Annotated in this window: 17 protein-coding genes; 7 read left to right on the top strand and 10 right to left on the bottom strand. The window is 64.3% G+C overall.

The features are described 5' to 3' along the window. Positions 1-50: 50 nt before the first annotated feature. The 4 genes from HHL14_RS06660 to HHL14_RS06645 all read right to left on the bottom strand — a co-directional run bounded on the left by HHL14_RS06660 (position 51) and on the right by HHL14_RS06645 (position 3,369). Positions 51-395, bottom strand: a complete 345-nt coding sequence (locus HHL14_RS06660; RefSeq protein WP_169496763.1) for a DUF4148 domain-containing protein — start codon at positions 393-395, stop codon at positions 51-53. A gap of 128 nt (positions 396-523) precedes the next feature. Beyond that, the gene (locus HHL14_RS06655; RefSeq protein WP_169496762.1) at positions 524-838 is read right to left on the bottom strand and encodes a DUF4148 domain-containing protein; all 315 of its coding nucleotides are present in this window, start codon (positions 836-838) and stop codon (positions 524-526) included. Between the two features lie 276 nt (positions 839-1,114). Beyond that, positions 1,115-2,629: a SulP family inorganic anion transporter gene (locus tag HHL14_RS06650; RefSeq protein ID WP_169496761.1), complete on the bottom strand. Its 1,515-nt coding sequence runs from the start codon at positions 2,627-2,629 to the stop codon at positions 1,115-1,117. 71 nt (positions 2,630-2,700) lie between these two features. Next, entirely contained in the window at positions 2,701-3,369 is a 669-nt protein-coding gene (locus tag HHL14_RS06645) for a carbonic anhydrase (RefSeq protein ID WP_169496760.1), read from the bottom strand. 296 nt (positions 3,370-3,665) lie between these two features. On the opposite strand from HHL14_RS06645, the gene irlR reads away from it, so the two are divergent. The 6 genes from irlR (at position 3,666) to HHL14_RS06615 (ending at position 11,745) form a co-directional block, all read left to right on the top strand. Continuing rightward, positions 3,666-4,337 (top strand): heavy metal response regulator transcription factor IrlR, encoded by a 672-nt coding sequence (gene irlR, locus HHL14_RS06640; protein WP_169496759.1) that lies wholly within the window; start codon positions 3,666-3,668, stop codon positions 4,335-4,337. Positions 4,338-4,342: 5 nt separating this feature from the next. After that, positions 4,343-5,749, top strand: coding sequence for a heavy metal sensor histidine kinase (locus tag HHL14_RS06635; RefSeq protein WP_169496858.1), 1,407 nt, complete (start codon positions 4,343-4,345; stop codon positions 5,747-5,749). 351 nt (positions 5,750-6,100) lie between these two features. Continuing rightward, on the top strand, positions 6,101-8,197 hold the full coding sequence (locus HHL14_RS06630; RefSeq protein WP_329601622.1) for a TonB-dependent receptor: 2,097 nt from the start codon (positions 6,101-6,103) through the stop codon (positions 8,195-8,197). A 506-nt stretch (positions 8,198-8,703) separates the two neighbouring features. Then, positions 8,704-10,437, top strand: a complete 1,734-nt coding sequence (locus HHL14_RS06625) for a pyrroloquinoline quinone-dependent dehydrogenase (RefSeq protein WP_169496758.1) — start codon at positions 8,704-8,706, stop codon at positions 10,435-10,437. Continuing rightward, positions 10,434-11,063, top strand: coding sequence for a c-type cytochrome (locus tag HHL14_RS06620; RefSeq protein ID WP_169496757.1), 630 nt, complete (start codon positions 10,434-10,436; stop codon positions 11,061-11,063). The genes HHL14_RS06625 and HHL14_RS06620 overlap by 4 nt, the downstream gene beginning before the upstream one ends. A gap of 13 nt (positions 11,064-11,076) precedes the next feature. Beyond that, positions 11,077-11,745 carry an ankyrin repeat domain-containing protein gene (locus HHL14_RS06615; RefSeq protein WP_169496756.1) on the top strand — a complete coding sequence of 223 codons (669 nt, stop codon included), beginning with the start codon at positions 11,077-11,079 and terminating at the stop codon, positions 11,743-11,745. Between the two features lie 85 nt (positions 11,746-11,830). Here the strand turns inward: HHL14_RS06615 and gph are convergent, their stop codons facing one another. The 5 genes from gph to HHL14_RS06590 all read right to left on the bottom strand — a co-directional run bounded on the left by gph (position 11,831) and on the right by HHL14_RS06590 (position 15,574). Next, positions 11,831-12,565 (bottom strand): phosphoglycolate phosphatase, encoded by a 735-nt coding sequence (gene gph, locus HHL14_RS06610; protein WP_169496755.1) that lies wholly within the window; start codon positions 12,563-12,565, stop codon positions 11,831-11,833. After that, positions 12,562-13,392: an HAD family hydrolase gene (locus tag HHL14_RS06605; protein ID WP_169496754.1), complete on the bottom strand. Its 831-nt coding sequence runs from the start codon at positions 13,390-13,392 to the stop codon at positions 12,562-12,564. The genes gph and HHL14_RS06605 overlap by 4 nt, the downstream gene beginning before the upstream one ends. Before the next feature lie 137 nt (positions 13,393-13,529). Next, positions 13,530-13,952 (bottom strand): ExbD/TolR family protein, encoded by a 423-nt coding sequence (locus HHL14_RS06600; RefSeq protein WP_169496753.1) that lies wholly within the window; start codon positions 13,950-13,952, stop codon positions 13,530-13,532. Further along, positions 13,943-14,710, bottom strand: a complete 768-nt coding sequence (locus tag HHL14_RS06595; RefSeq protein ID WP_169496752.1) for a MotA/TolQ/ExbB proton channel family protein — start codon at positions 14,708-14,710, stop codon at positions 13,943-13,945. The genes HHL14_RS06600 and HHL14_RS06595 overlap by 10 nt, the downstream gene beginning before the upstream one ends. Positions 14,711-14,791: 81 nt before the next feature. Beyond that, a complete protein-coding gene (locus HHL14_RS06590) occupies positions 14,792-15,574 on the bottom strand; it encodes an energy transducer TonB (protein WP_206002215.1) in 783 nt (260 codons plus the stop codon). A gap of 183 nt (positions 15,575-15,757) precedes the next feature. Here HHL14_RS06590 and HHL14_RS06585 point away from each other — a divergent pair, with 183 nt between their 5' ends. Next, entirely contained in the window at positions 15,758-16,876 is a 1,119-nt protein-coding gene (locus HHL14_RS06585) for a YVTN family beta-propeller repeat protein (RefSeq protein ID WP_169496751.1), read from the top strand. Between the two features lie 48 nt (positions 16,877-16,924). Here HHL14_RS06585 and HHL14_RS06580 read toward each other — a convergent pair whose 3' ends face one another. After that, positions 16,925-19,339, bottom strand: coding sequence for a TonB-dependent receptor (locus tag HHL14_RS06580; RefSeq protein WP_169496750.1), 2,415 nt, complete (start codon positions 19,337-19,339; stop codon positions 16,925-16,927). Between the last annotated feature and the right edge of the window lie 39 nt (positions 19,340-19,378).

Genomic DNA, 19,378 nt, shown 5'->3' with positions numbered 1-19,378 from the left:
GAACATAGGTTGATTGATTTCGCACACACTCGGTGCTGCTTATCGAGTGCTTACGAACCAGCGTAGATATTGCAGAAGCTCACCGGTCCCACGCAGTGCGGGTTGCCGTGCGGCATCGGGTTGCGGTTCGGCGCTTCCGCTGCTTGCTGGGTCGGCGCTTTCTCAGGCGCGTTGCTGGCTTCGGCTTGCTGCGCAGGTGCCTTGACCTTGACCATGAATTTGTGTGCGAAGCTCGGATGCATGTCCGGGTACGACGTGTCGGTGACGTAGTCGAGGCCGTTTGCCTTGGCTTCGATGAGTTGCTGCTTCACGTCCGCGCGCGTCAGGCCTTGCGCATAAGCGGTGCTGGAAAGAGCCATGGCCGAGGCGAGAATGAGTAGGGCGATCGATTTCATAGTTGACTCCGATGGTTGAGGGGATCGCGGTGTATTTCGAAATCCGCTTTCCCTGAGGAACAGTGGTGCGCGAGTTTGTGGGTGTGCGGGTAAATGGCGGCGTTGCGATATCAGGCCTTATTTAGGCCTTAATTGCGTCCGCTCGCGGCGTAATTCCGCTTGTTACGTTCGATGGTCCGTTCGCTCGGCGGATAGTCCGCGTCGGTGGTCGGAATGAGGCCTGCTTTCTGCGCCAGCAGGAGTTCCTGGTGGACTTCGGCGCGCGTCTTGCCGCGATGTTTCGACTCGACTGCCGGTGCGGTATTCGAGGACACGATCGCGTTCGCTGTGGTGGCGGCCGTTCCGGACAGATGACCGGGAGCGTTGGATTGCACATCCGCGAAAGCCAGTGGTGAGAGCAATGCGGCGGACAGGCCAATACAAAGCACGTTTCGAACTTTCATTTGAGTCTCCGCTAATGTCGGCGCCGTGATTGGCTCCGATCTGTACTCAGTTTGACGTCCGGATGATTTCTCAACGTGATCGCAAGATGATGTTTTTGTCACAAAAGAATGCTATGTCGAAGTACTCGGTGTTCTGTCGTGGTTCGCGCGCGCCGCGTCACCTTGCATTGAGTTGCATTGCGTAGGCAGAAAAACATAACGCGCCGGCATGCCGGCGCGTTATGAGCTTGCGTTAATCTCTCTATCGATCTACGGGCACATTACATTGCTGCGTCGTTACCTCGCCGCAGGTTCGAGTTGCCGGCATTCGACCTGAATGCCTCGCGCCGGCGCATCGCGTACGAATTCGCGAATCAGTTCCCGCACGTCCGCATCGATGAAGTCCGCGCGGCTGCCGTCGACGACCACCGTCGCGCGGTCGGGGACCGACTTCAGATGACCTTTCAGGCTCACTTTGGCTAGGAACGAGACGTCCTTGCGGAAAGAGAACAGGAAATGATCGCCGTCCTGCGTCATCGTGATCGGTCGTTGCATCTGCGCGTAGATCACGAGTGCGATGCTGCACAGAATACCCAGCACGATACCGATCAGAAGGTCGGTGAGCAGCACGCCGGCGATGGTGACGAAGAACGGCGCGGCACGCACGAAACCCTGTTTGGCCACATCGAGGAACATCTTCGGCTTCGCCAGCTTCAGTCCGGTGAAGATCAGAATCGCGGCCAGACACGAGAGCGGAATCAGGTTGATCACGGCAGTCAGCGCAAACACGCTCAGCAGCAGAAGCATGCCGTGCACCACCGCCGACCAGCGGCTCTGCCCACCCGCCTGCACGTTCGCGGAGCTACGCACGATCACCGAGGTGATCGGCAGTGCACCGATTGCGCCGGCCACGATGTTGCCGATGCCTTGCGCCTTCAGTTCGCGATCGGGCTGCACCGGACGCTTCTTCGGATCGATCTGCTCGACGGCTTCGAGGCTCAGCAGCGTTTCGAGACTCGCGACGATGGCAATCGTCATCGCGAGACGCCAGACGTCGGGGTTCATCAGCTGCGAGAATGCAGGCCACGCGAGGGCGCCGTTGAGCGCTTCGAGCGAAGCCAGCGACGGCAGCAGCACGCGATGCGCGGCCGGCGGTGCGAAGCCGGGCGCGACGAAGTCGAGCAGCAGCGTGGCGCCGATGCCGAGCAGAACCACTGCGAGAGGCGCAGGCAGCAGACGTACCAGCAGGAAGCGGCGCATCGCGCGGGTGTCCCATGTCGCGAGAATCGCCAGCGACAGCAGCGCGATCGCGCAAGCTGCCGGCGACATCGCACCCAGGGACGTGTTGATGACGCCCGACGCGGCGCCGGCTTCAGTCGCGGGCCCGTTAGCGAAGCCCAATGCGAGCGGCAACTGCTTGATGATCAGCAACAGGCCGATCGCCGCGAGCATGCCCTTGATGACCGACGTCGGCACGTAGGACGCGAAACGTCCGGCTTTTAGCATGCCGAAGCCGAACTGGATTACGCCTGCGAGCAACACGGCGGTGAGAAACGCCGGGAAGCTGCCGAGCTTGGTGATACCGTCCACGACGATCACGACGAGTCCGGCGGCGGGGCCGCTCACGCTCAGATGCGATCCGCTTAGCAGGCCGACGACGACACCGCCGATGATCCCGGACAGCAGACCGGCGAACGGATCGACGCCCGACGCGTTGGCGATGCCCAGACAGAGCGGTAATGCCACGAGAAAGACGACCGTGCCGGCAAACATGTCGCGTGGAAACGTTGCAAACTGTTCGCGTAGATTCATATATTTCCAATTCCAGAAATTCAATTAGGTCAACCAACGGCCCATTGCGGGCCGTCGGCCAGGCGCGCGTCTCAGCGCGCCGCTGCCTCCTTCGCGTGCAGGTACTCGCGCACCGAGGTCTCGCGCGGGTTGGACTGGGCGAGCGCGAGATGCACGTCGCCGGGAACCAGCACCTTGATGCGTCCGTCGTGCAGACCGAAGATCCAGCCGTGTACCAGCGGCGGAGTGGGCGAATCGTGAACGATCGGGTGGTTGCGGATCGCTCGCACCTGGGCCATCACGTTCAGTTCGGCGAGGCGATTGACCTGTTCGTCGGTCGTCGCGCATTGACCCAGTTCCTCGCTATGCGTGCGGGCGAGCGTGCACAGCGGCGCGATGCGTCGCGCGACATGCGGCAGGTCGGACGGCACCGGCAGCAGCGCGGCCTTCACGCCGCCGCAACCATAGTGTCCGCAGACGATGATGTCGTTGACCTTCAGAACCCGGACCGCATACTCGAGTACGCTCATTACATTGTCATCGGTACTGGAAAAGAGATTTGCAATATTGCGGTGAACGAACAGATCGCCCGCCGCGCAGTTGGTGACGATTTCGGCGGGAACGCGACTGTCCGCACAGCCGATCCAGAGTGCTTTCGGGCTCTGCCCGAGTGCGAGGCCTTCGAAAAACGCGGGGTCGCTTTGCGCCGATTCGGCTGCCCACGCGAGGTTTTCCAACAGCATGCGTTTGGTTCGATTCATTAGCGCTCCAGTTGAATGTTGGTCCGCTTGCGCGGAACTACGCTATTAAATAGAGGTCCACGTAACGTGGACTGTGTCCAGCAGACGATGTCCAGCAGTGTCCTCAGTGTCCTTTTTCGTGCCGTTTTACCGGCGAAACTATGGGCGCGATAGAAAACGATGTGCCTGGCAATTCGCATCGTCCTATCAGTGACCCGCCTAATCTAACGACGACCCAGTGCGCGTACATGATTGCCGCATGACAAATTTGTCATATGCGGTCGCGCTGTGTCGTGATGCATGGGGAAAAATTCATAATGAGAATTTTGATTGTTGAAGACCAGGAGAAAATCGGCGCATACCTGCAAAAAGGCCTTAATGAAGCAGGGTTTGTCACCGACTGGGTGAGCGACGGCGTAAGCGGTCTGCATCAGGCCACCACCGAGACCTATGACCTCATCGTGCTCGATCTGATGCTGCCGGGCCGCGACGGCTGGTCGGTGCTATCCGAATTGCGACGCACGCACGCTACGCCGGTGCTGCTGCTAACCGCCCGCGACGACACCAGCGACAAGGTCAAGGGTCTTGAGATGGGCGCCGACGACTACGTCGTCAAACCGTTCGATTTCGCGGAATTGCTCGCCCGTATCCGTACGATTTTGCGTAGAGGCAAAGATCGCGACGCGTCGGTGTTGCAGGTGGCGGACCTCGAACTCGATCTCACGCGGCGCAAGGCGACGCGCCAGGGCGACACGATTCTGCTCACCGCGAAGGAATTCACGTTGCTGTGGCTGCTGATGCGTCGCGAAGGCGAAGTGCTGCCGCGCTCCACCATTGCGTCGCAGGTGTGGGATATCAACTTCAACAGCAACACCAACGTCGTCGATTCGGCCGTGAGACGGGTGCGCGCGAAAATCGACGACCTCTATCCGACCAAGCTGATCCACACGGTGCGCGGCATGGGCTACGTGCTGGAGGTACGCGATTGAACTGCATGCTTTGCCGCTTCGTGCCGCGCACGCTGGGTGTGCGGCTCACCATCATGTTTGCGCTGGCCAGCTCGATCCTGCTCGCTGCAAACGGCCTGTGTCTATATGCCGCACTCAAGAAGAATGTGATGGCCGACTCGGAGCAGGAAATACACATGACGCTGGGCGCCACGCTTTCGCGTCTGGCCAACGAACCTAGCGAAGACGCGGTGGCGCGTCAGGACCCCGTCTGGTTCGACCCATTCCATGCGCATGACAATATTGAGATGGCGATCTATGCGCGGGACGGCCGCCAACTCGTGCGTTCGTCGGGCTTCCGTCTGGAAGACGAGAGCCTGATCGACCCCGCTACCGGCCGCGCCGCGACGGCCAACTGGACGCACGACGGCTTTCGCTACGTGAGCGCGTTGGCGCCGCTTGCGAGCGAGGGGCCAGACGCGAAGGCCAGGAAAGTGAACGTGGTGGTCCAGTACGACTACAGCCGTCAACGGGCGCTGCTGCGCACCTATTCGATCAACGTGATGCTGGTCACGCTGCTCGGCACGTTCGTGTCCGCGCTGGTCGCATATTCGCTGGCGAGGCTCGGCCTGCGACCGTTGAAGCTGCTTGCCGAGCGCGCCGATCAGGTGTCGAGCAGCAAACTCACACAACCGTTGCCCGACATTTCCATGACGGGTGAAATGCTCGCGCTGAATCAGGCATTCAACCGGATGCTCAAACGTTTGAATGAATCGTTCGATCGTTTGTCGCGCTTTTCGGCGGACCTCGCGCACGACATGCGCACGCCATTGGCGAATATGTTGGCCGAATCGCAGGTCGCTTTGTCGAGACCGCGAGAGGCGCACGAATATCGCGCGGTGATCGAATCGAGTATCGATGAAACGCAGCGTCTGTCGGGCATGATCGAAGACATGCTGTTTCTGGCTCGCTCGGAAAACCGCTTGCACAAGATCGACATGGTGAAGATCGATGCGCGCGCGGAGGCCGAGCAGGTTGCTGGGTACTACGAAATGCTCGCCGCCGATAGAAACGTGACCTTGCAGGTGATCGGCGACGCGCATTTCGACGGCAATCGTCTGCTCGTGCAGCGGGCGTTGAGCAACCTGCTATCGAATGCGCTGAACCATGCGCCGAGCGGCAGCGAAGTCGTCGTGCAATGTAGCGAGCGCGGCGCGCTGTCGGAGATCGCCGTCATTGATAACGGGCCGGGGATCGGCGCGGAACACATCGAGCCGATTTTCGATCGCTTCTACCTGGTCGATCCGGCGCGTCATGAATCGACGTTCGGCACGGGTCTGGGACTGGCGATCGTCAAGTCGATCATGGACGAGCACCGGGGCTCGTGCAGCGTGACGAGCGAGCCCGGCGTGCGTACGGCGTTCGTTTTGAGCTTCAATCGCTCGACCGATTGAGCGCGGCGCTCGAAGACAGGACTGCGGCAAGCCCGATCGTATGGCATGCGATCGGGCTCGCTGTCGTTTTGCCGCGCGCTTCTCGGCTTCGGGAATAACGAGCGTAGCGGTTGACCGGCTCGAAGGTCAGTGGATCGCATGGAATTGTCAGCCTGGTCTTTACATTAAGAAATGTTATAACATAACATAAAAATAGCATTGAACGATGTGAAGCCGCGACCGTCGACCCGAACGGCCGCGAGAGACCTCAATGCGGGTCCGGTCCTGTCGGCCTGGAACGCGTGGCGCCATGCCGCCGCGCATCCGACAGGCAGCCGGTTGACGCCAACTCCTCCGCCCTAGTTCATCAACGTGAAAAACAAACTGCCTCGCGCCGTCGCGCGAGCTTATCGGCTATCGCCTTTCTCATTGGCGCTGTTTTCCGCGCTAGCCCATGCGCAAGCATCGTCCCAGAATGCGTCCGCGGAGTGGACCGTGCCTTCCGGCGGTACCCTCGCTCCCGTCTTCGTGACCGCCAATCCACTCGGCAGCACGGATCTGATTTCGCCGGCCACGTCGCTGTCGGGCGACGCGCTGCTGCGCCGGCAGGCCAATTCGCTCGGCGAAACGCTGAACGGCTTGCCCGGCGTCTCGACCACGACCTATGGCCCGATGGTGGGCCGGCCGATCATCCGCGGGATGGACGGCGACCGGATCCGGCTGTTGCAGAACGGCGTCGCCGCGTGGGATGCGTCGTCGCTGTCATACGATCACGCGGTGCCGCAGGAGCCGCTGACGGTCGAGCGCGTCGAGATCGTGCGCGGGCCGGCTGCGTTGCTCTATGGCGGCAACGCGATCGGCGGCGTGGTCAATACGATCGACAACCGCATTCCGCGCGAGCCGATCAAGGGCGTCCAGGGCGGTCTCGACGCCAGCTATGGCGGCGCGAACAACGCTCGCGCCGGGGCGGTGCAGATCGAGGGCGGCAACGGGCAATTCGCGTTTCACGCGGATGCTTTCGATCGCCACACGAGCGACGTGCGCATCCCTGGCTTCGCCCATTCGGCGCAGCAACGCGCGCTCGACGGTCCCGACGCGGAGCAGGCCGAGGGCAGTATCCCGAACAGCGACGGCCGCTGGCACGGCGGCGCGGTCGGCGGCTCCTACACGTGGGCGGACGGTTACGCGGGCCTCTCGTATAACGGCTACGACGCGAACTACGGCTCGGTCGCGGAGGACGACGTCCGCTTGCGCATGCATCAGGATCATGTCGCGTTCGCGTCGGAAGTCCGTAACCTGAGCGGCCCGTTCTCGCAGCTCAAATTCAATTTCGGCTACACGGATTACGAGCACCGGGAAATCGACAACGGCGTGACCGGCACGACCTTTCGCAATCACGGCTACGAGGCACGCATCGAAGCGCGTCATCGTCCGATCGGTCCGCTCGAGGGGGCGATCGGCGTGCAGGTGAGTCAGAACACCTTTTCCGCGCTCGGCGACGAAGCGCTGGTGCCGACCACCCGGACCACCAACGTCGCGCTGTTCGGGCTCGAAGAATGGAAAGTCACCGACGCCTTCAGGCTGAGCGCGGGCGCCCGCTACGAACATGTGCAACTGTCGCCGACCGCGGCCGGCAACGAGCGTTTCCTGGGCGTCACCGACCGCGACTTCAACGCGTTCAGCGCGTCGCTCGGCGCGCTGTACAAGCTCACGCCGGCATGGTCGGTGGCGGGCAGCCTGGCTTATACCGAGCGCGCGCCGGCGCTCTACGAGCTGTACGCGAACGGCCCGCACGCGGCCACCGGCCAGTACCTGATCGGCAATCCCGATGCGCAGAAGGAAAAGGCCATCTCGACCGATCTGTCGTTGCGCTTCGCGAGCGGACCGAACAAGGGCAGCGTCGGCGTGTTCTACAGCCGGTTCAAAAACTATCTGACGGAATACAGCACGGGCCGTCTCGTGGATGACGACGGCGACGTCGTCGCGCCCGGCGCGGACGATGCGTTGAAGGAGGCCGTGTATCGCGGTGTGCGCGCGGAGTTGTACGGCGTCGAGCTCGAAGGTAAATGGCGGGTGTTCCAGAAGGGCGCGCATCAGGTCGACGTCGAACTGGTCGGCGATTACACACGCGCGAGAAACATGGACAACAACCAGCCGCTGCCGCGTATCGCGCCGTTGCGCGCGACGCTCGCCGTCGACTACGGCTACGGTCCGTTCGGCGCGCGCGCGTCGCTCGAACATGCGTGGTCGCAGAACCGCGTACCGGAAGACGATCTGACGACCGCGAGCTATACGAAGCTCGGCGTGCTACTGACGTATCGGTTCAATGTCGGTTCGACCAACTGGTTGGCTTACGTGCGCGGCGACAATCTGACCAATCAGGAGATCCGCTACGCGAGTTCGGTGGTTCGCGATATCGCGCCGCAAGGTGGCCGCAGCGTGATGGTGGGACTGCGTACCACGTTCTGATGCGAGGCCATTCGCGCGTGGGCCGATGGTGGCTCGCGCGCGTTTCTCGCGGGCGGTGCTGCAACACGTCGGCACGTCGGCTCCTGCCTCGTACCGCAAGCACCGCGAACGCTGCAACACGCGGTACCGAAACGAATCGCGCCGCACCGCACAACGCTGAACTAAACGCTCCACGAATTCGTGTATCCCCTCGTGCCTTCCGCCGATGTTTCGACGTCCTCGACAATTTCCGCCCACCTGCCGTCGTTAGCCGATAGGCGCTAGAAAATCCGCAACACATCGCCTACGCTTAAGCGAGCCGGTTTTTTGCGGACTTGTGCATCACTCCTCCCGCCCTGCGAAGCCGACCCGTCCTGACAAAGCTATCAACGGTTTGAAGAGTCATACGCTTCTGTTGTCTGCGAGGGTTGCGCCATCGTGCTTTTTCACGCCGCTATCCGTGCGTGGATGATTGCCGCATTCCTGCGCTGCAACTCATCGGAACGATAAAAAGCACGGAGACGCTCATGCCACTCAAGCGCATTCAAGGAATTGTCGGCTTGCCGCTGCTGGCCGTCGCATTCGGCCTGCCCGCGGTCCATGCCGCCGACGAAGTTCAGAACAGTTCGACCACGACTGCCTCGCCGGTGCCGTCGACGCTGCAACCGGTGAGTCAGGATCAGCTCGACCGCGCGGCCGGCACGCAGGCCGCGTGGCTGCATCCAAACGGCTCGTACGCGCAAACGCGCTATTACCCGGGCTCGCAGATCAACCGGACCAACGTCTCGAAGCTTCGACCGGCGTTCATCTTTCAGACGGCCGTCAACGAGTCGATGGAAACCGCGCCGATCGTCTCGAACGGCGTGATGTTCCTCACGACCTCGTACAACCACGTGTACGCGATCGATGCGACTACCGGCAAGGAGTTCTGGCATTACAAACACAAGATGGGTCCAGTCACGACCTTCTGTTGCGGGCCCAACAATCGCGGCGTCGCGATCTCGGGCGACCGGCTCTATATGGGCACGCTCGACGCCAAGCTCGTCGCGCTCGACGCGAAAACCGGCAACGTGCTGTGGCAAAGCGAGATCGCCGACCCCGACGAGGGCTACTCGGAAACGATGGCGCCGACGGTCGTCGACGGCAAGGTGCTGATCGGCACGAACGGCGGCGAGTACGGTATTCGCGGCTTCGTCAAAGCCTTCGATGCGAACTCCGGCAAATTGCTGTGGACCTTCTACACGATTCCCGACAGCGGCCAGGAAGGCGTATGGGCGACGAAGGACGCGACCGGCCGCGACGAGAAACGCGACATCGCCGCCGAGAAAAAGCAGCTGGCCGACAAGGGCGGCGACTTCTACAAGACGCTCGGCGGCGGTGTATGGATGACGCCGGCCGTCGACCGGCAGACGGATACGGTGTACTTCGTGGTCGGCAATCCGTCGCCGGACCTGTACGGCGCGATCCGTCCGGGCGACAACCTCTACACGGATTCGCTCGTCGCGATCGATCTGGACACCGGCAAATACAAGTGGCACTACCAGTACGTGCCGCATGACGTGTGGGACCTCGATGCGGTGAGCCCGCCGATTCTCGTCGACGTGCGCGACAACGACGGCAAAATGATTCCGGGCATCGTGCATGCCGGCAAGACCGGCCACGTGTACGTGCACGATCGCGCGACCGGCCGGCTGATCCGTTTCTCGCAGGCGATGATTCCGCAGGAGAACATGTGGACGCTGCCCACCGCGGCCGGCGCGCGCATGTTGCCGGGCGCGAACGGCGGCGTCGAGTGGTCGCCGATCGCGTTCGATCCGCACACGCGCCTCGTCTACGCGGCCAACCTGCATCAACCGATGACGTATCAGGTCGAGGACGCCGCTTACCCCGGCGGCAGCAAGCTGTGGCTCGGCGGCGCGTTCAAGACGATCCCCAGCGAGCAGCAGTGGGGCAAGCTGTCGGCCGTCAATATCGACACGGGCAAGATCGCTTGGGACTACAAGACCGAGCAGCCGCTGATCGGCGGCGTGCTCGCGACGGCCGGCGGTCTCGTGTTCAACGGCGAAGGCAACGGCCTGTTCCGCGCGTTCGATTCCGCCTCCGGCAGGAAACTGTGGGAGTTCCAGTGCGGTGCGGGCGTCAATGCGCCGGCAGTGTCGTACACGGTGAACGGCAAGCAATACGTCGCGGTCGCGGCGGGCGGCAATACGCAGCTCGACTTCAAACGCGGCAATACCGTCGTCGTGTTCGCGTTGCCATGAGGCGGCCGACGCGGCGGGGAGGGGCCGGCGTCGCGCGGATGTCGATCGTCGTGAGGCTGGCGTTGCTGGCCGGCACGCTCGCGGTCGCGGCGCTGCCGTCGGCCGCGCGTGCCGATGCCGAGGCGGGCAAGGCGAAGGCGCAGGTATGTGTGGCCTGTCATGGGCCGATGGGCAATTCGACGACGCCGGACTATCCGATTCTGGCCGGGCAGAGCGCGCGCTATCTGTATCTGGAGCTGAAGGACTTCAAGGAAGGGCGGCGCAGCGATCCGCGCATGTCGCCGATGGCGGCGAATCTGTCGCGCGAGGACATGCAGGACCTCGCCGACTACTTCGTCGCGCAGAAGCTCGTGCCGGTGCCGTACAAGGCGGATAGCGCGAGCATCGAGGCGGGTCGCAAGAGGTCCGCCGAGGTGCTGTGCACGATGTGCCATCTCGGCGGCTTTGCCGGGCAGAACGAAATTCCGCGCGTCGCGGGTCAGCAGTATCAGTACATCGTCAAGCAGCTGCAGGACTTTCGCTCGCATACGCGGACCAACGACGCGGGCAATATGGCCAGCGTCACGCGCAATCTGACCGACGACGACATTCACAACCTGGCCGCCTATATCAACAATCTTCAGTAGTCCGGGATAAACCATGAAACAGACGTTCGTGCGCCCGCTCGCGCTGGCCGTGCTGCTCGCCGGCGGAGTCGGTGCCGGTCTATGCGTGAGCGCGTTGGCGCAGGACCAGGGGGAGATCAACCGCCAACTGCTGGCGGCCGCGAAGGCCGACGATGCGCAGTCGCTGCTGGCGGCGCTGCAAAACGGCGCGTCGATCGATGCGATGAACCGGATTGGCGACACCGCGCTGATCACCGCGTGCAAGCAGGGCGACGCCGCGATGGCGCGCACGCTGATCGAACGTGGCGCCAACGTGCAGCACGCGAGCGCGCCGGGCATCACGCCGTTGATGGCCGCGGCCTATGGCGGCTTCGACGACATCGTCGCGCTGCTGCTCGCGCATGGCGTCGATCCGCTCGCGACGGATCGCGTCGGCAAGACTGCGATGGAGTATGCGGCCGGGCAGGGGCAAACGAAGGTCGTGGCGCGTCTGCTCGATGCCGGTGTCGATGTGAACCGGACCTACAAGAACGATCTGACCGCGCTGATGTGGGCCGCGGGCTACGACCGCGCGGAGACCGTCCGGCTGTTGCTCGCGCGCGGCGCGAACCCGGCGTTGAAGGACAACCGTGGAATGACGGCGAAAGACATCGCGGTGCAGACGAACTCGGCGCGAGTCGCGGGCTTGCTGTCGACGGGTTAGCGCTCGACGGGTCGGGCTCGATGAGTGGGACGTAATAAATCGGACGCAATGAATTGGACTCAATAAGCGCGGGTTTTATTCGGCGTTATTTCGCGCCGGCATTCGCATCCGCGCTGGCGTCCTCGTTCGTGCGCGCATCCGGCCACGGCTGCGCGAGCAGCGCCGGCAGTTGCTCGAACGAATCGATCATCGCGTCGTAACGCAGCGTGTCGACGCCGCCATGCGCATAGCCATAGCTGACGATAAATACCGGCAAGCCCGCCGCGCGCGCCGCCGCGATATCGACCGACGAATCGCCGACCAGCACACACCGCGCGGGCTCGGTATCGAGTAGCCGGCACGCATGCCACAGCGGTTCGGGCGAGGGCTTCATGCTGGTCAGTGTGTCGCCCGCGACCAGCACGTCCAGAAAGGCGGCGAGGCCGGTTGTTTCCAGCAGCGGCGCGGCGAGCGCCTGCGGTTTATTGGTCACGCACGCGCAGCGATAGCCGAGCTGTCGCAAGCGCTGCAGTCCGCTCGCGACGCCGGGAAAGACGCGGCCGAGGCGCCCGTTAGTCTCCGCGTAATGCTGTTCGAACACGCGCAGCGCGTGCTCGAGTTCGTATTCCCAGTCGAGGCCGGTCGCTTTCAGCGTGCGGCGCACGAGATTGCGCACGCCGTTGCCGATGAAGCCGGTCACGATCTCGAACGGCAGCGGCGCGGCGTCGAAATCCTTCAGCATCCGGTTGACGGCGGCGACGATATCCGGCGCGGTGTCGACCATCGTGCCGTCGAGATCGATCAGTACGGCGTGCTCATGGCCCTGGTTGTTCGTCGTCATGATGCGCTCGCGTCGGCACGTGCCGCGTTGGCCTTTACGGCGTTCGGCACGCTCCGCGCGACGGGCTCGCCGTAACGCGCGGCGTCGCCATGCCAGCGCCGCAGCGTCGCCAGATCGATCCAGCGATACCGTTCGCCGCGCACCGTTTCGCCGAGCGGCGTGTGGGGATCGCCGAAATGCGGCAGCACCGCGAGCGCGCCATCGAAGTCGTCGTGCGCGGTGAATGGCGATGGCGTGACGATGGTCGGCACGCGCGCGGCGCGCGCTGCCTGCAAGCCGTTGGCGGAGTCTTCGACGGCGAGGCAGGCGGCGGCCTGCAAACCGAGCCGTTCGAGCACATGGTGATAGACGTCGGGGGCGGGCTTCTTCGCCGGCGTGGTGCCGGCGTCGCCGATCGCCGTGAAGCGGCTGCGCCAGTCCGCGCCGAAATGCGTATGCAGCAGCGCGTCGAGATTGGCCGGCGTGGTGGTCGTCGCGATTGCGACGCGGATGCCGGCCTCGTTGGCTTCGTCGATCAAACGCGCGATGCCGGGACGCAGCGGTACGCCGTTGTCGCGCATCCGCTCGGTGTAGTGGCGCGTTTTCAGCGCATGCAGCGCTTCGACCGCCTCGCGCGCTTGCGGCCCCTCGGCTTCCTCGCGCTCGATCGTGCGCCAGTAGTGCCGCAGGCGCTCCTTGCCGCCCGCTACTTTCAGCAGGCGCGCGTAGAGCGTTTCGTCCCAGCACCAGTCGAGGCCGGCTTCCGCGAACGCGGCGTTGAACGCGTGCAGATGGGCGGTCTCGGTGTCGGCGAGCGTGCCGTCGACGTCGAAGATAAGGGCTTGCATCGTGCGGTCCTCGTGAGGCGATAGGCGGTACAGACACGCATCACGATAGCGGAGCCGTCGGTCGATTGAAATTCAGAGATTCTTTTGCCGCCGATAAGGCGGTCTTTATGTGTTCGTTCCCATGCTTGCGCGCCGCGTCATCTGCTCCGCTGCGGATCGGTCACGAAGCCGATCTTCGTCAGCCCGCCGCTTTGCGCGGCCGACATCACGAGCGCCACCCGCTCATACGGCACCTTGCGATCGGCGCGCAGATGCAGCTCCGGCTGCGGCGTCGCCAGCGCGGCCTGGGCGATGCGCGCGCGCAGGGTGTCGTCGGTGACGGGCTGGCCGTCCCACAGCACCGAGCCGTCGGCCTGCACCGCGACGTCGACGTGTGCCGGTTTAAGCGCTTCCGGCTGGCTGCTCGCGTGCGGCAGATCGATCCTGACCGCGTGCTGCATCGCCGGGATCGTGACGAGAAAGATGATCAGCAGCACCAGCATCACGTCGACGAGCGGCGTCATGTTGATCTCGTTCATCAGACCCTGATCGTCGTCGTCGGAGAACGGTGTCATTGCCATTCGAGGTCTCCGTCGCGGCTCGTCGTCGCCTTGTCGTGGCGCGGCACCACGCGCATCTGCGGGCCGGCGCTCGACGGCAATTGCGAGCCGGTCACGAAGTACGCGTGCAGGCCGTGCGCGAAGCGCTTCAGGCGCGCGACGATCGTCCGGTTCGCGCGCGTCAGTCCGTTGTAGCCGAGCACCGCCGGAATCGCGACGAACAGGCCGAACGCGGTCATGATCAGCGATTCGCCGACCGGTCCCGCGACGTGATCGATCGTGGTCTGGCCGGTCTCGCCGATCACGATCAGCGCGTGATAGATGCCCCACACGGTGCCGAACAGCCCGACGAACGGCGCGGTGCTACCGATCGACGCGAGGATCGCGAGCCCGCTTTGCAGACGCGCGACGGTTTCGTCCATCGTGTCCTGCAGGCGGCGCGTGATCCAGTCGGACACGTCGATACGGTCGTGCAGATGCTGCTGCGTCTGCCGATGATGCGTCGCCGCTTCATGCCCCGCCAGCGCGAGCGCGAGCAGCGGGTTGTCGTGCGGGTCCGAGTCCGGGTGGCCGAGGCTGCGCAGGCCGTCGTCGAAGCGGTCCGCGCTCCAGAAGCGCGCGTCGCGCTGACGGGTCGCGCGTCTGAGCCGCAGCAGTTGCAACAGCTTGACGATCATCACCGTCCACGACATGACCGACATGATCACCAGCACGGCGAGAATGCCGCGCGTGACGAGATCGCCGGATGCCCAGACGTTTGCGAGTCCGTAATGTTGCATGGCGGTTTCCTTCGTACGTAATCCTTTGTTTGGTGTTGGCCGTGGTGCTGGCCGCGTTGCTCACCGCATGGTTATAAAGCGTCACTCGGCCAGGCCGAACACGAACGACTGCGAATACGCGGCGCGCACCGGCGTGCCGTTGTCGGTGTACGGGCGGCACGAACCGGCATGGACGGCGGCGAGCGCGGCGTCGTCGAGGCGCGTCGAGCCACTGCTCTTTTGCAACTGCGCCGTTTCGATCTTGCCGGTGAGTCCGACCACGAAGCGCACCACGGCTGTGCCGTGTTCGCCGCGTCGCTGTGAGATGTCAGGGTAATCGGGCTTCGGAATCGAGCAGTCGACGTGCGCGACGTTCCTCGGTTCGATCGATGCGGAAGCGGCCGGTTTCGCGACCGTCGCGGCGGTGGACGGTGTGGCCGGCTGTGGCACGGCGGCGGTGTTTTCCGGCGGCGTCGCGGGGGCAATCGTTGGCGAAGGTGTGGGCAGTGGCGAGGGCGTGTCCACGCTGCGCGCCACCTGCGTACGTGGTGGTGGCGGTGCCGGCTTCACGCGCGTGGCGGGGTGAGCGGCCGGCGGTGTCGGTGGCAGGTGCGCGGTGGTGACCGCTGGCGGCGTGGGCACAACCGGCGCGGGACGCGCAACGGCCGGCGCCGGCGTCGAGGGTTCCGGCTCGGGGCTCAGCAGCACGGCGGTAATCGTGCGCGGCTCGACCGGACGCTCGACGATCCGGTCGCGTGCGCTGAGCGCGACGGCCAGCAGCACCAGATGCGCGGCGATCACCGCGCCCAGCACGAATGCCGCGCGCCGATAAACCCGTGCGTGATGCGTAGGACTTGCGGGACTCGCCATGGCAACTTGCAGCATCAATGCCACCTCCGGTTTGATTGTCCTCCGCTGCCCACGCTTTTAGAACCCGCGACGGCCGGCGCGCCGCAATTCGGGAAATTCTCCCGCCCGCAGCGCGTTGTCAAACAATCGCCCGGTGGGCTACCTTCGGGAGATGCCGCGAATTATCGCGGCGCCGCGCATTCACCACGGAGTACAACGATGCTGGAGACACGGATTCCCACCTGGACCCCTCGCCGTTCCCTCGCGCTGGCCGGCGCGCTCGTGCTGGCGGCGAGCGCCGCGCACGCCGTCGCTGCGACCCCGCTCGCCTACGTGACGAGCGAGAAGGCCGGCGTCGGCGTGATCGACCTCGATCAGATGACGCTCGCACAGACCTTTCCGGTCGGCGCGGACGGCCCACGCGGCCTGAGCCTGAACGCGGACGGTACGCGTCTGTTGGTCGCGAACAAGAACACGAGCGATCTCGCGGTGATCGATACGGCCACCGGCAAGGTCGTCAAACGCGTGAAGATCGGCAAGAACCCCGAGTATGTGCGCGTGCACAACGGCTACGCGTACGTGACCTACGAGCCCGGCGAAGATGGCGGGCCGCCGGGAGCTAAACCCGGTGGCAAGCCCGACGGCAAACCGGATGGCAAGGCGGGCGGCAAACCCGGCGCCGATGACGACGACACCAACAAGCCGCCGGCCGAAATCGCAATCGTCGATATGAAGGACTGGCGCGTGGTGCGCTCGGTGACGAGCGGCCACGAAACCGAGGGCATCGAATTTTCGCGCGACGGCCAGACGATGCTCGTCACCAACGAAGGCGACGACACGGTGTCGGTCTATCACGCCCGCACCGGCGCGCCGATCCGCACGATCAAGCTCGCGCCCGGCGGCCGGCCGCGCGGCATTCGCCTGTCGCCCGACGGCAAGCACTACGTGGTCACGCTGGAGTCGCTCAGCAAGTTCGTCGTGATCGACGCGCACACGTTCGACGTCGTCAAGACCGTCGATACCAAACTCGGCCCGTATGGCGTCGCGTTCGGCCCGGACGGCAACCGGCTATTCGTCGCCGCCGCGCGCGACAAGGCGGTGCAGGTGTTCGACGGCCACACCTACGAGCACGTCGCCGATGTGCCGGTCGGGCAGCGCTGCTGGCACTTCAGCTTCACGCCGGACGGCTCGAAGCTGATGGTCGCGTGCGGCCGTTCCGACGCGGTCTACGTGCTCGACGCGAAGAGTTATCAGCCGATCAAGCAGATCGGCGAGTTGCCGCTCGCGTGGGGCATCGTCACGTATCCACATAGCGACGGTTCGATCGAGTCGCGTTGACGGGTGGATTGACACGCGCATTGGGCGGGCGCGTGCCACTCCCCGCCGCTACTTCCACGCATACCGCATCCCCACCCAGAACCCGCGCGGCGCGCCTGGCCCGACGAACTGCTCGTTGACCGGATTCGCGCCGTCGAAGGTGTTGTTCGGTCCGGTGAAGAAGTTCTGCCCGAGCGCGCCGAAGCTCGCATAGCGCTTGTCGAGCAGGTTCGTCACCGACGCGAACACCTGCAACTGCTTCGTCACCTGGTAGGCGGTGTCCATGTCGATCAGCAGATAGCCGGAGATCCGGCCGTTCACGTCCTGGTTGTTTTCGTCGCCCTGTGCGTAGACGCTGCCGCGCCATGTGAGGTTGGTGCCGATCCGCCATTTCGGGGTGGCCGCGTAGTCGAGCCGCAGCTTGACCGTCGTCGCGGGAATGCCCGGAATGTGATTGCCCGAATTCACGGTGATGTTGCCGTCCGCGTCGGCGCGCGAATTGCTCGGGCTGCTTTCGGTCCACGTCGAGCGGTAGGTCGCGTCGACGTAGCTATAGCTGCCGGTCACGGTGAGCGGGCCGTACTTCGTCTGCCCGGCCAGCTCGACCCCCTGGCGGCGCGTGCGGCCGACGTTCTGGAAAAAGCCCTGCGAACTGCCCGCGCCGTTGCTGCTGATGAACTGGATGTCGTCGTCGAGCGTCGTGCTGTAGGCGGCGGCGCTCCAAGTCGTGTTGCCGCCGAGCTTGCCGCGCGCGCCGATTTCATAGGTCTTCGAGATCACCGGCTTCAACGGCGGATCGGAGATGAAGTCGTTCGGCAGCGAACAGGGCGCGTTCGGATCGGCACAGGCCAGCTCGATCGCGGTCGGCGAGCGCATGCCCTCGTTGTAGGTCGCGTACGCGGTCAGCGCCGGCGTCGGATTCCAGTTGATGCCGATTGCCGGGTTGAAGCGCGAGAACGTGTGGTGGCCGTCGAGTTGCGGCTGCGTGCCGGTCTCATCGCCGATCGTCGCCTCGGCCCAGTTGTAGCGGCCGGCGAGCGTCAGCGACCAGTGCGGCGTCAGCGACAGCGTGTCCGACAGATAGATGCCGTAGTTGGTGTTGTGCGTCTTCGCGTAGGTCTGCTGCTCGAAATCGCCGATGCCGATCGTCGCGCGCGAATCGGTGAATGCCGCGTCCTGCGACGACTGCTTGAAGCTCGACCTGGCGGCGTCGACCGCCACGCCGGCGATCAACTGGTTCTTCATGCCGCCGAGCTGGCCGAGCAGCGTCAGTTGCAGGCTCGCGCCGTAGCTGTCGGTGGTGACGACCGAGCGTTCGTTGGTGGCCTGCAGCGTGTTGACGTCGCCGTCGTCCTCGATCGTGCCGTAGTCGTCGTTGACGTTGCTGCTGGTGTTGGTGTTGCGGAAGTGCCGGTAGTACGCGTTGCCGCTCAGCTCGACGTGGTCGTTGAAGTAATGGTCGCCCGACAGCGTCACATAGCCGACGCTGTTCTGGTTCTGGTCGGGATACGTGTACGGTTGCTTAGGGTTGCCAAGAAACGAGCGCGGAATCGTCTGCGTGCCGTGCAGATCGTTGTCCGCGCCACCGGCCGACAGCGACAGCGTGGTGTCGGCGTCGGTATAGCGCAGCTTGCCGAACACCTGGCGGATGCGGCTTTCGTTCTGCTCGGCCCAGCCGTTGTCGTTGGCGGCGTTGGCGGTGAAGTAGTAGTCGAGGTTCTGGCCGATCGTACCGCCCTGTTCGATCTGTGCGGATTTGCGGCCCCACGAGCCGCCGCTGATCTCCGCTTCGCCGACCGGGTTGTCCTTGCCGTTTTTCGTCGTGATCGAGATGGCGCCGCCGAGCGTGTTGAAGCCGTAGGTCGGATTCGAGCCGGGGATGATCTGGATCGTGTCGATCGCCTGTTGCGGCAGCAGGTCCCAGTTGACGACGTCGCCGAACGGCTCGTTCACACGCACGCCGTCGACGAACACCGACAGCCCCTGCGGCGTGCCGAGCAGCGGCGACGCGGTGAAGCCGCGATAGGTCAGGTTCATCTGATACGGGTTGCCTTGCGCGTCGGCGATATTGACGCTCGGCAGGTTCGCCGCGAGGTAGTCGCTGAGCGTCTGGCGTCGTTGCAGTTGCAGATCGGCGGCGCGCACCGTCTGCACGTTGGCCGGCACCTGCGAGAGCGGCGTGCCGATGCCGAGCAGCGGCGTGGTGCCGACCACGACGATCGGCGCGAGCGTGGTGGTCGGCGTCGTGTCGGCGGCGGCGTTGCTGCCGGCCTTGTCGTTTGCATCGCCGGATGCCGCGGGCGCCGCCGCTGCGGCCGCTTCGGCACGCGCAGCAGCGGGTGCCGATGCCGACGCCGCGACCGCCGGCTCGGCCTGCGCCCACGCATTCGCGGACAGGGCGGCCAGCGCGCTGCTGACACAGAGGGAGAGGCCGGCGCGCCGCGGGAAGCGGTGTTTGCGGCGTGGCTGGGATCGCATGCTCATCGTTTTTGTCTCCTGGCCGGCTTTTATCGGTGCGCGTGT

Origin of the sequence: Paraburkholderia antibiotica, assembly GCF_012927125.1 — a bacterium.
Taxonomy (GTDB): domain Bacteria; phylum Pseudomonadota; class Gammaproteobacteria; order Burkholderiales; family Burkholderiaceae; genus Paraburkholderia; species Paraburkholderia antibiotica.
Note: the sequence above shows the minus strand (reverse complement) of the source record. Positions and strands in the feature narration are given on the sequence as shown.